General features: G+C 39.2%; 9 protein-coding genes. 3 read left to right on the plus strand and 6 right to left on the minus strand.

Annotated features, from left to right (window positions below; all coding sequences use genetic code 11):
- Nucleotides 1–12 precede the first annotated feature (12 nt).
- Nucleotides 13–1443: a pyridoxal phosphate-dependent aminotransferase gene (locus tag FTV38_RS11710; protein WP_078189059.1), complete on the plus strand. Its 1431-nt coding sequence runs from the start codon at nt 13–15 to the stop codon at nt 1441–1443.
- Nucleotides 1444–1675: 232 nt separating this feature from the next.
- On the plus strand, nt 1676–2851 hold the full coding sequence (locus tag FTV38_RS11715) for a YbfB/YjiJ family MFS transporter (RefSeq protein WP_180022562.1): 1176 nt from the start codon (nt 1676–1678) through the stop codon (nt 2849–2851).
- 332 nt (nt 2852–3183) lie between these two features.
- Here the strand turns inward: FTV38_RS11715 and FTV38_RS11720 are convergent, their stop codons facing one another.
- Together FTV38_RS11720 and icd are read right to left on the minus strand one after the other, a co-directional pair.
- Nucleotides 3184–3372, minus strand: a complete 189-nt coding sequence (locus FTV38_RS11720) for a hypothetical protein (RefSeq protein ID WP_171262571.1) — start codon at nt 3370–3372, stop codon at nt 3184–3186.
- 415 nt (nt 3373–3787) lie between these two features.
- The gene (gene icd, locus FTV38_RS11725) at nt 3788–5041 is read right to left on the minus strand and encodes an NADP-dependent isocitrate dehydrogenase (protein ID WP_180022563.1); all 1254 of its coding nucleotides are present in this window, start codon (nt 5039–5041) and stop codon (nt 3788–3790) included.
- Nucleotides 5042–5419: 378 nt separating this feature from the next.
- Between icd and FTV38_RS11730 the strand changes: the two genes are divergently transcribed.
- On the plus strand, nt 5420–6631 hold the full coding sequence (locus FTV38_RS11730; protein WP_180022564.1) for an integrase arm-type DNA-binding domain-containing protein: 1212 nt from the start codon (nt 5420–5422) through the stop codon (nt 6629–6631).
- 84 nt (nt 6632–6715) lie between these two features.
- Here FTV38_RS11730 and FTV38_RS11735 read toward each other — a convergent pair whose 3' ends face one another.
- The 4 genes from FTV38_RS11735 to FTV38_RS18295 form a co-directional block, all read right to left on the minus strand.
- On the minus strand, nt 6716–7492 hold the full coding sequence (locus FTV38_RS11735) for an N-acetylmuramoyl-L-alanine amidase (protein ID WP_180022565.1): 777 nt from the start codon (nt 7490–7492) through the stop codon (nt 6716–6718).
- Nucleotides 7476–7718 carry a phage holin family protein gene (locus FTV38_RS11740; RefSeq protein ID WP_180022566.1) on the minus strand — a complete coding sequence of 81 codons (243 nt, stop codon included), beginning with the start codon at nt 7716–7718 and terminating at the stop codon, nt 7476–7478. The genes FTV38_RS11735 and FTV38_RS11740 overlap by 17 nt, the downstream gene beginning before the upstream one ends.
- Before the next feature lie 173 nt (nt 7719–7891).
- Nucleotides 7892–8902: a leucine-rich repeat domain-containing protein gene (locus tag FTV38_RS11745; RefSeq protein WP_180022567.1), complete on the minus strand. Its 1011-nt coding sequence runs from the start codon at nt 8900–8902 to the stop codon at nt 7892–7894.
- Between the two features lie 6 nt (nt 8903–8908).
- Entirely contained in the window at nt 8909–11770 is a 2862-nt protein-coding gene (locus FTV38_RS18295) for a phage tail protein (protein ID WP_180022568.1), read from the minus strand.
- Between the last annotated feature and the right edge of the window lie 164 nt (nt 11771–11934).

Consider the following 11934-nt stretch of genomic DNA (forward strand, 5'->3'; position numbering starts at 1 on the left):
CAGGATTAAAAAATGTCGCAGAAAAAGAGCGTAATTTTTAAAAATCTGCTGCCCGTGATCAAACAATATCAACAGGCAGGGTTTACGCATGAAAAAATAGTTGCTTTACTCAGAGACGAACATCATCTCGATTTAGTAACGACCGAGACATTTAAAAGCTATTTATACCGTTATGCAAAAGTGACCTCCACTCTTTCCGAGAATATAAAAATGCCGAATACGTTTAACACCCCCCGCGAAATTAAGAAATCGTCTAAGCTCGAGCATGTTTGCTACGACATTCGCGGACCAGTGTTGCGAGCGGCCAATGAGATGGAAGAGGCTGGCCATAAAATTATTAAATTAAATATTGGTAACCCTGCTCCTTTTGGTTTTGAAGCGCCTCAAGAAATTATTAACGACGTGGCATTAAACCTGCCAAACGCAATTGGTTATACCGACTCAAAAGGCATCTTCCCTGCGCGTAAAGCGATTTGTCAGTATTATCAACAAAAAGGTATCTTAAATATGCACGTCAATGACGTGTATGTCGGCAATGGCGTATCTGAACTGATCGTGATGGCAATGCAAGGCTTGCTCGATGATGGCGACGAAATGCTAGTGCCTATGCCGGATTATCCGCTTTGGACAGCGGCAGTTAACCTTTCTGGCGGTACTGCTATTCACTATAAATGTGATGAAGAAAATTTCTGGTATCCAGATATTGCCGACATGGAAAGTAAAATCACCCCGAATACCCGCGGTATCGTGGTGATTAACCCAAACAACCCAACAGGTGCGGTTTACCCACGTCATGTGCTTGAGCAAATTGTAGCTCTTGCGAAGAAATACGACTTAATTTTATTTGCTGATGAGATTTACGACAAGATCGTTTATGACGGCATTGAGCATGTCTCTGTTGCATCTTTAGCAGGCGATCAGCTATGTATTTCATTCAATGGCTTATCTAAAGCATATCGAATTGCCGGTTACCGTTCAGGCTGGATGGCAATTACAGGCGATAAATCACGTGCGCTAGACTACATTGAAGGTTTAGACATGCTGGCGTCGATGCGTCTGTGTGCCAACCACCAAGCGCAATATGCGATTCAAACAGCTTTAGGCGGTTATCAATCGATTAATGATCTCATCCGTCCGGGCGGTCGTTTATATGAACAACGCAACATTGCTTGGGAAATGTTGAATGATATTCCGGGTGTATCTTGTGTGAAACCAGAGGGTGCTATGTACTGCTTCCCTAAACTGGATCCTGAAATTTACCCAATTCAAGACGATGAGAAATTCATGTTGGATTTCCTCCGTGCTGAAAAAGTACTTTTGGTTCAAGGTACGGGTTTTAACTGGCCAACACCAGATCACTTCCGTGTGGTGTTCTTGCCTGCTGAAAATGAACTACGTGAAGCACTCACTCGTTTAGGTCGTTTCTTGGCGAAAATGCGTTAATTCATAAGTGCTTTAAAAATAAAAAAACCGTACGTGCTGTACGGTTTTTTTATTACTGTATCCTTAAATTTGACTTCTTACTGTACTCACACCACAGCTATCTTTTTGAATCGTTAAGTTTTTAATAATTTATTTTGAGCTTAGACCTTAGTCAAAACTTTAAGATCTGTTGATTTTTCTACAGCATATTCATGTTATTTTTTAACCAATCATAAAAATACATGAGTACAGGATGTTCTCTAACAAAATTAAACTGAGCCTATTTCTCTGTCTAAGCATGTGCCTAGGCATCGGGATATTACGTTTTTCCTATACCGCACTCCTCCCTTCAACCCGTGAAGCATTTGGTTGGAGCCCAAGTTTTGCCAGCATCTTAGGCAGTGCCAATTTGCTCGGCTACTTGATCGGTGCATTTTGGGCCATGAAAGTACCCCAAAATAAAAGCATGGTGAATTATATCCAACTCGCAGCTATTGCAGGGACACTCAGTTTACTCAGTTGTGCATTTTCAGGTTTTTCAGAACTTTGGTATAGCACTTGGCGCGTTATTTCAGGGATCAGCGGCGGCTTACTAATGATCCTCTCCCCAAGTGTTGTGGCCCAATGTTCACAGCTTCAAGACCGCTTTAAAATCAACTTTATTGGTTTCAGTGGTATTGGCTTAGGGGTGTTAATGGCAACGCTATTTTTGCCTTACATCCAACAAATGCCGACAAAGTGGGCTTGGTTGATTTTATTTTCTTTTTCAAGCCTGATTTGTATTTTACTCAGCGTGCTTTTAAAAGGTTTTAAATCACAGCTCACAACATTCACCACGATTTCAGCTGCAGAACATAAAGTTGATGGGATATTCTATTGTCTCTTAATCGTGTATAGCACCAGTGCTTTTGCTTACGTGCCCCATTCATTATTTTGGATTGACTATTTAACTCACACCCTACACCTGAGCCCGATCGGGATCAATTTCAATTGGATTTTATATGGTCTAGGGAGTGCTTTAGGGGCATTTGCTGCTTACTGCCTAGCACAAAAACAGGGAAATATCAGTGCTCTTAAAATTTTATATAGCTGCTATGTCTTCGCGATTTTTATAGCGATTATTAATATCCATCCATTTTTTACTTTTTTTTCTTCTTTTGCTACAGGTTTGCTCAATCCGGCAGTGGTTTTTCTCACCTCTTATACCATTCTGCAAATCTATGGTAGCGCCTATAAAAAGCTCTGGAGTATTGCAACCCTGTGCTTTGCATCTATTCAATTGATTGGCGGTTTAAGCTTTAGTTTTTTACAGCGAATTGGTATTGATTATTCACAGCAATTTATTTTAGCCGCATGCGTACTCGGCATTGGAACAATGCAACTCTTTTGGTTCACTCGCACAGCAAAATTGAGCAAAAATCTCGTCTAGGCAAATCATATGACATTCAACTGCATCATCAATCACACATACAAAAGTCATACATACAAAAATCATGCATACAAAGAAAAGACCTATATAAATAGGTCTTTTCATTTTGATAAAGAGTGAATGGGCTAAGCTTTTTTTAGCTTTTTCTTTAATTTTTTCAGAGCAGAATTATGCTTTGAAATTTTGTTCAACCTCGCTTTAATTTCCTTTTTAAGTGATTTGGTTTTCTTAGACAAATTCATCTCCTTCTCGTCTACGTATAAAACTTTAATTTCGTTCAATTAGAAAATCGTTTGACCAAATGAACTTTGACTCACAAAGTCTTTAGCCTATTAATGATGTTGTTGACGCTGATTTCGTTGATGTGGCTGTTGTTTCTGTTTCTTTTGGTCTTGTTGCTGTTGCTGTTGCTGTTGCTGTTGCTGTTGCTGTTGCTGTTGCTGTTGCTGTTGCTGTTGCTGATCATTTTGCTGCTGTTGTTGATCAGATTGTTGGTTTTGTTGATGCTGTTTACGAGACATTTCATTTCTCCTTTTCATCACAAGTGTCGCAATGTACTACTAGATGTACTTCCACTAAAGGACAACAACCAATGTACCGCTAATTTTCAAGGATCCAAGCCGATAAATGTTTCGAATTACGTCATTGTAAAATTTATGGAGAATAATTAATTTGAAATCAATCCCCCTCTATTTTCTGCATTACCTAAGTTCACTCGAATAGTGCGGTTTTAAACTTTTAGTAACATGACAAGCATGCCAGACCATCTAATTGATTGCGTGAAGTCACCTTTTGATTGCTGTTTTTTGAATGGTATTGAGAAGCTATGATTCTGTGTTTTTAATGTTTAGTCCTAAAAAAGGACTGAATGATTCAATCCTTTTTACCTAGCCTTTTATGCATCTAGCTTTTTTACACCTAGATTAGCAAATAAAGTTAGTCCATATGCTCAATGATGGCTTGTCCAAACTCCGAACAACGCAATAGTTTTGCTCCTTGCATAAGTCGTTCAAAATCGTAAGTCACTGTTTTTGCTTCAATCGCCCCTGCAATACCTTTAATAATTAGATCTGCAGCTTCTGTCCAGCCCAAATTTCGCAGCATCATTTCTGCAGACAGAATAATAGAACCTGGGTTTACTTTATCTTGACCCGCATATTTAGGCGCTGTGCCATGTGTCGCTTCATATACTTGCACAGCGCCACCAATATTGGCACCCGGTGCAATACCAATACCGCCAACTTCGGCCGCCAAAGCATCTGAAATATAGTCACCGTTTAAATTTAGGGTAGCAATGACTGAATAATCGGTCGGACGCATCAGAATCTGCTGTAAAAAAGCGTCTGCGATCGCATCTTTAATCACGATCTCTTTGCCAGTTTTCGGATTTTTTATTTTGACCCAAGGACCTCCATCTAGCAATTCACCACCAAAGCGCTCAAGTGCGACTTCATAACCCCACTCTTTAAACGCACCTTCGGTATATTTCATGATATTGCCTTTATGCACCAAGGTGACATTCGGCTTATCATTATCAATGGCGAATTGAATAGCTTTCCGAACCAAACGCTGAGAACCTTCTTTAGATACAGGCTTAATACCGATACCGCAATTTTCCTCAAAGCGAATCTTAGTGACGCCCATTTCCTCTTTAAGAAATTTGATCATTTTCTTGGCTTCAGGTGAATCTGCTTTCCATTCGATCCCAGCGTAGATATCTTCTGAGTTCTCTCGGAAGATCACCATGTCTGTACGTTCAGGATGCTGAACAGGTGAAGGAACGCCCTTAAACCAACGTACTGGGCGCACACAGACGTAGAGATCTAATTCTTGACGTAGTGCAACATTTAGCGAACGAATGCCACCACCGACAGGCGTCGTTAATGGCCCTTTAATTGAAACCACAAATTCGCGTAAAGCCTCAAAGGTTTCTTCGGGCATATAGGTACCATAAATTTTATTGGCTTTTTCACCACAATAAACTTCCATCCATTCTATGGCACGTTTTCCACCATAAGCTTTTTGTACTGCGGCATTCACCACGGTTTTCATCACTGGAGTGATATCAACACCAATACCATCGCCTTCAATAAATGGAATAATTGGATTATTGGGAACATTGAATGATAAGTCTGAATTTACTGTAATTTTTGTCCCATCCACTGGAACGACGATCTTTTGATAACCCATTTTTATGACCCTCCCTGAGAAGCGAGTGAAAAAATAATTGCTGTTTGATAAGACTTTTAATTGCGCTTCACGCATAATACTCTAAAGCAAATCTACCTTTTTTGAGATTTAGATGGGAAATAGCTGCATTTCCCTATTGAATAAATCTTAACCAATTTGAATTATTGTATTTAATAGAAGTTATTTCCTATGAAAATCGTCATCTTAAACAATTCTGATAATAATAATTCGTTATAATCCTATATAGTTCGCCACGTCTGCTATTAACCTTTAAATTAGAATAATTAAAGTTCGCTACAGTTCGATAAATTCCATTTTAATTCGTATCAAAAACGGGTATCTTGACGGGTAACATTAAAATTACCCGTGTTACCCGTCATGCTTTCAGATGCAAAAGTAAAAACACTTAAACCTAAGGATAAGTCTTATCGCATTTTAGATGCTGAGCGGCTTTATATAGAGGTTCGCCCTACTGGTACGAAGATATGGCGCTTCAAATACACACTGAATGGCAAAGAAGGAACTATTAGTTTTGGTGAATATCCTGCTGTAACCCTGCAGGAAGCGAGAAAACTAAAAGATGATGCACGTGCAAAATTAGCTAAAGGATTAAACCCATCACAAGAAAAGAAGAAAGAAAAATTAGAAAAAAGAATTAAAGCCAGCAATACATTCAAGGCTATAGCAGAAGAATATGCAGCTGAGCAAATGAAACACAAATCCCCTGATTATGTTGAGCGATTTAAAAATTGCATGCAGATGGATGTGTATAAAGAAATTGGCTCACTACCAATTAAGGACATTACATCTGCTCACATATTATCTGTGATGAAAAACACCATAAGTCGCATTAGTGCATCCCCTAAATTCGGAACAGGTGAAGCAGCAGCAAACTTAAATCGTAGATTTATCGGCCTAGTCATGCGTTATGCAATTATCACATCTCGATTGGATAATGATCCTACATACGCATTACGTAGTGTGGTATCTCAACCAGCAGTCGAACATGCGAGAGCGCTTGATCCACATGAAAGAAAAGAACTGCGTAGAAAAATTGATAGCTATAACGGCTCTACAGTTGTCAGAAATGCTGGCTTAGCAATGCTTTATTCAATGTTGCGGACGGTGGAGATAAGGAAGTTAGAATGGTCATACATTGATTTTGAATCCAAGACTATTACGCTCCCCCGATCATCAAGACAAACGCAGCAAGATCGTGTTATGAAGAAAAATAGGACTCATATCGTCCCAATTTCGTCACAGCTTTTTGATTTGCTTCAGCAGCAATACGCACTATCAGGTGATCAAATTTATGTTTTCCCTTCACCTCAACGGCGCAATAATATGTTGTCTAGGACTACATTAAATAGAATGCTTGAATACATGGGGATGTCAGCAGTTACTGCACATGATTTTCGTGCAACTGCTTCAACAGCTTTATACGAAAAGGGTTATAAAGAAGACTGGATTGAACTCCAGTTGGCCCATGTAAGCGGCAATAGAACTAAAGCTTCATATAATCACGCCAAACATCTAAATGAGCGTAGAAAAATGATGCAAGATTGGGCTGATATGGTAGATGAGTGGTAATTTATCCATACTTTAATAATTTAATGTATTCTAAAATAGCAAACCCCAACACGTCGAGTTGCGTAGGGTTTGCACCAAAAGCCCTTACTTGAGGGCTTTTTCATGTTCAATAATTACTTGCGCCACCGCTTTCGCAGCCGACCAATATTTTGAATGAAATGCTGCAAGTTCTGTTGCGTTTGAAATAAAGCCTAGCTCCACAATCAAACCACCAGCATTGATGAATCCAAGCCGTCCACGTGCTGACTCTGATTGATCAATCCAACCATTCTGTCCACGCAATCGAGATCCAAAAACATCGGCCACGGCCTTAGATAGTTTTTGAGCCAAGACCTTATCTTTGGGAAGAGCAATCGTTTCAATTCCATTCGCCTGATCATTTACAGAGGCATTCATGTGGAATTCAATTGCAATCGATGCACCCTTGGCTAGGGCAATTGCATTCGTTAGAGGAAGGTTGATTGTTCCTGCGCCATCGGTTTTATAAGACAGACCTGCGGCTGCAAGATAATGTGCTACAGCATTTCGGAATTGTCGCACCAATTCAGCTTCTTTATATTTGCCGCTGACAGCACCCGGATCTGCATTGCTATGCCCTGCGGTAATCGTCACAAATTGATTTACATCGTGTAGTTCAGGTTGCTTTTTCAGGCGGGCAAGAACCATAGCCACACCAACCAACATACCAACCCACTCTGCAATGTTTTCAGGAATCTTGTTTTTAAGTTCCTGTGGAATAACATTCCAAATATTTAAAAATTGCTCTGAAAATAAAATCAGAGCATAAAAAAAGGCGCTTAATGCGCCTACTTGTATCGACTTGAGTTTCCAAGCTTGTTTCCAGTTATCGATTAGTTTCATCACTCACCTTATCTATTTTCTTACTTACGAAATGCGTGCCTTTGTAGCCAACAACTGATGCAAAGCCCACTGCAAAAAATCCACACATAAACGCTTCAAGCCAATCGGCCTGCCCTCGTTTCTTAGCGGTACGAAATAAAGCCATTAAAAAAGCCATTACAAATGATGCAATGGCTGTATAAAAAGGACTTACTGATTCAGCGACTTGTTTAGAAAAGTCGTCCATTAAATTCCCCTAAATTTTGGTAATAAAAAAAGCACCCCGAAAGGTGCTTTATTTTTTTTAAATCTAAACTTTTATTTCTGAATGCGACCCACTTGGCGCAGGTCGAAAATTAACTTGGTTTGTAATAAAAACTCTGGCACCTAAATGATACGTAGTACCAGAAGCGCAAAACACTAAACACCCACCATTTTTGCGGCATGAGCCGACCAGTTCGGCGCTGTTTGGTATGCAGATAATGAAGCGACAGGCACCTTTATGACGCATGTAGATTTTAATGAAGACAATCCAGATGAATTTAAGTCCGGAGGATTGACTGGAAGGCATATCAACTCGTTACAACTGGTCAGCCCCGCAATTCCATTTGAAAGTATGCTTAACACATTTAATCCAATTGTGAATTTTGTGCATTTATCATTGCCCGCAAAAGCAAACGCAGGTATTGATGTTATTCCATTGCCTGTATTTACTTCCAAAGAAGCAGCATATTGGTATGCCCCACCCCCTATCATTGTCACAGTGTCTGGAATTATATTGTACTTAATAGCTGAGCTATAAAAAGCAGAACCGTTTACTGTTTTTACGTTTCTGTAGTTAAATGTTTCAAGTTTTGATGTGTATTCAAATGAGTTGTCAGGTATGGTTAATACCCCAGAGCCAATATCAAAGTTCTTGAATCCAGCCCTGCTAAAGCAATAGTTGGATAAATTTGTGACAGAGTTAGGTAGTACGCAATCAAAAAACACAGGTGCAGATGAACCGAAGTTTTGGAAAGCGTATTCTCCTATTTTTTGCAATGTACTTGGTAGTTGCAGTAATGACGCATATCTCCAATCTGTAAATGAGTAATTTTTAATCTCAGTCACACTGCCACTAATGATTAATCCAGTTGCTCTGTAAAAAATATTATTATCCTGCTGCGTTGCTATTAGTGCGTTATTTTGAATAACCCCGCTTATAGCATTGCTCAGTATTACATTCCCTATATTTAATGGAAAATTATCCATTGTTCCGCTAAATTGAATTGCTCCACCACCAATAACTTCACTTGGAGCATACAATTCAATGGTTTTTGTCGCAGAATCCTTTTCAGATGTAACCGTGATTTTTTCACCACCTGTATAACTGGCAGGGAAAGAAACGGCAAAATCACCGTTTCCATCCGCAACTGTTGTATAAGTTGCCATAATCTCTTATTCCTCAATTTCAATTGTAATAGTTGCACCTGCTTCGGCTTTCCCTGAAATTGATGAGCCATCAAATTTCATGTTCGCGCTAAGTGATTCATCCACATTTACAGAGATATTGGAAGTCGGAACTGTGTTTCCAGTAACGCTTGAGCCGTCCGTTGTTGCAGTCAAGATCAAACTTGCTGACTCAACAAAGAATGAATGTTCAAATACTTGATATGAGTAATACCCATCCCGCACAGACCATAATCTCAATGTATGTGGTTTATTTGGAATTAACGCGCTAGATAGAATGGTTGCTGTATTTCCAGTTATTCCGCTTGCACTACCCAAAACAACATTTTCAGAAATTAATTCATAAGAATATGTTGTGTTTAATTCCGCATCATTTGAAGCATCATAAAAATCAATAATTTGATTCGCCAAGCGATTCCGACCAAGCCAAGTTAATACAATATCGTTTGTCGTGATAATGGTTTCAGGATAATAAACATCATTAATTTTCACGTTGGCAGGTGGGTATGGTCTAGATAATCTTGAGCGCATATAAACAGGCGCACTGCCAAGTTGCTCTAGCTTAGAGCTTGGTGTAACCGTTAATGTAGATTCCCTTACATTCTGATCTGCCGAATATTCAGTTAGTGAGAATAATCCATCATCAGGATTGGATCTAAAAAAATACATGCCATTATCCCAACCCCTTGGAATGGTATCCAATGCACCGCGTTTAACGGTTAAGATGCTTGTTTCAGCGTCAAACGATTCAACAATCATAAATTCATAAGAGCCAAATTCACCTGATAACCAAGTACCAACAACAATCAAGTCATTCGGATTCAAGTAATCTTCAATCTGTAGATTTTTGACTGGAATCTGTGTTGCTGTTCTTGAGACCAATTGATCGAATTGACCGCTTGTAACAAACTCAGCATTTCCCTCAACAACCCATCCATTTTCAGGCTTATCTACATCCGAAGTTAAAACCTCTGCATATAAAGCATTCCACTGTGGTCTTCGATATGTTGAGAATGTAAAACCTACATCTGGATTATGCGCAAGTTCCTCATCAATTTTGCGCTGACCGATATTTTGGACTGCAATGTAGTAAGGTGCCTCAAAAGTTTCACCAATTGCGGGCATGGCAGGCTCGGCTTTTTCTTCAGTAGAGTCATCAACCACGATGCTTGTATTCATTTCTCCTGAATATGGTACAACTTCCTCAAAATCAATCATCACCTCATTGTTTAAGCCGTTACCCAAATCAATTTTCATAATTCGAGCTAAAATTGTGCCTTGCCATTTTTTAGACCAATTGATTTTAACTAAGTCATAGCGATTCCACTTTCTAGCTTCACGCCATCCAGTTGTGAGTGTGCCTTTCCATGCTGGTGTTGAGTATTGTTTCAACTTCCAATTCGCTACAATTTCAGCATTTCGCATATTCATGAAATACGGAAAATCAATTGATTCTGCATTAGCTTTACCAATTGTTAAAATTGAGCCATTTTCATAAACCGAGAATGTCGAGTTTTTAATGCGCTTTCTGTCGTAATACGTCACGTTTAGTTGATTAACAATATCATCAGAGTTCATCACTTCAAGCGATAAGTCTTTGATTTTGTTTTCTGCAATTGTGTGTATTTCTTCATCAGTAAGCCAATCATCACGGAACAAAACCATCTCATATAAACCAGTTTGGCGGTTTACTCGGATACCAGCTTCAATGTGGTAACAAAGCTCCTCAATTGCATCAATGCAAGATTTCTCATCAATTGCCCATGAGATACCTAATCCCTCATCCCAAATTCTGTTAGCTGCTTTAATGAAATTAGCATCATTTACATCAATCTCAGGCTTAGCCATTGCTATATCATCGGTTAAAATCTCTCGGATTTTATGAATGGGATTAATATCTGGCGAATCAAGTTCGATAGTTTCTGTTATTTCTGATCTAGGATAAAAAACTCTAACGTAGAAAGGATACAGGTGATTTGAAAAAATTGTCGTATCATTAACTCTGTGCGGATCAACGATAACATTGAAGCTAAAATCTTTTAGTGCCAGAAAAACAATTTTATAACTAGAGTCACCATCTGCAAATTCCTCCACCTCAAATGACAAAATATCAGCTCTACTGTGTGTTATTTTGGGAGAATAGTTCGTTCCGTCTATGTTGAAAGTGACTTCAACCAAAAAGTTACAGTCAATCTCAAAATTAACATTTGCGCTTGCGCTTGTTGAGCCAACATAGCCGACTGGATTGTTCTCTACCCAAATACCACCAGCATGGTTTGTTTTATGATCAACTATGACGTATTTATCAACATTTTCCAGTCTCCAATCGCTACCATCGTTATACTCTGTGAATATTTCCGTTTCATTATCAGATATTCTAGTTTCCAGCATTACGCCATTACCCACCATTCTTGAATGGTCGATTAATGTTTTAATGTAGTATGATCCGATCTCACAAACCACCGCTCCATCTCCGCGAACTTCATACCACTGCCCCTGACCATCATTTCTAACACGCGTACGCTTCACCCATAGCAACATCTCTTTCATGTAGTTTGAGTTGCCGAAATAAAACGCATCTCTATCACTAACCGATAGTGCATTTATAATGCCACCAATCAAGCCACCCTCATTTGATTTTTCCCCTCCAGTGCCACGAAAAACCAAATAAGACTGATAAGGGTATGCAGAAACCAAGTCAAAATGCTGTTTATATGCTAGGTTTTGCTGTGGCTGTGGATAGCCAAATTCAATATCAATATTCCCAACCACACCGCCTGCATCTTGCCCGAACAGGCTCGGCTTGTTCACAGGTAATAAATTAGGTGGATGTTTTATCGGGTCATGCACAATCCAGCCGCGATTATCAAAATTAATCGCAATAAACTGAACCGTACCGGGTTTGTCGGAGACATTTTTATTTAAGTTAGGCCACGTGACCTAACGGGTTAATCTTATCATAGTACATTGCTTCAAACTCAAAAGGCGATACATAACCCAATGCGCTGTGTACA

The sequence above is a fragment of the Acinetobacter sp. YH16044 genome (assembly GCF_013417145.1).
Lineage (GTDB): Bacteria > Pseudomonadota > Gammaproteobacteria > Pseudomonadales > Moraxellaceae > Acinetobacter > Acinetobacter amyesii.

Coding starts and splice junctions, on each gene's coding strand:
- FTV38_RS11710 (WP_078189059.1), top strand. CDS start 13: ATGTCGCAGAAAAAGAGCGTAATTTTTAAAAATCTGCTGCCCGTGATC.
- FTV38_RS11715 (WP_180022562.1), top strand. CDS start 1,676: ATGTTCTCTAACAAAATTAAACTGAGCCTATTTCTCTGTCTAAGCATG.
- FTV38_RS11720 (WP_171262571.1), bottom strand. CDS start 3,372: ATGTCTCGTAAACAGCATCAACAAAACCAACAATCTGATCAACAACAG.
- icd (WP_180022563.1), bottom strand. CDS start 5,041: ATGGGTTATCAAAAGATCGTCGTTCCAGTGGATGGGACAAAAATTACA.
- FTV38_RS11730 (WP_180022564.1), top strand. CDS start 5,420: ATGCTTTCAGATGCAAAAGTAAAAACACTTAAACCTAAGGATAAGTCT.
- FTV38_RS11735 (WP_180022565.1), bottom strand. CDS start 7,492: ATGAAACTAATCGATAACTGGAAACAAGCTTGGAAACTCAAGTCGATA.
- FTV38_RS11740 (WP_180022566.1), bottom strand. CDS start 7,718: ATGGACGACTTTTCTAAACAAGTCGCTGAATCAGTAAGTCCTTTTTAT.
- FTV38_RS11745 (WP_180022567.1), bottom strand. CDS start 8,902: ATGGCAACTTATACAACAGTTGCGGATGGAAACGGTGATTTTGCCGTT.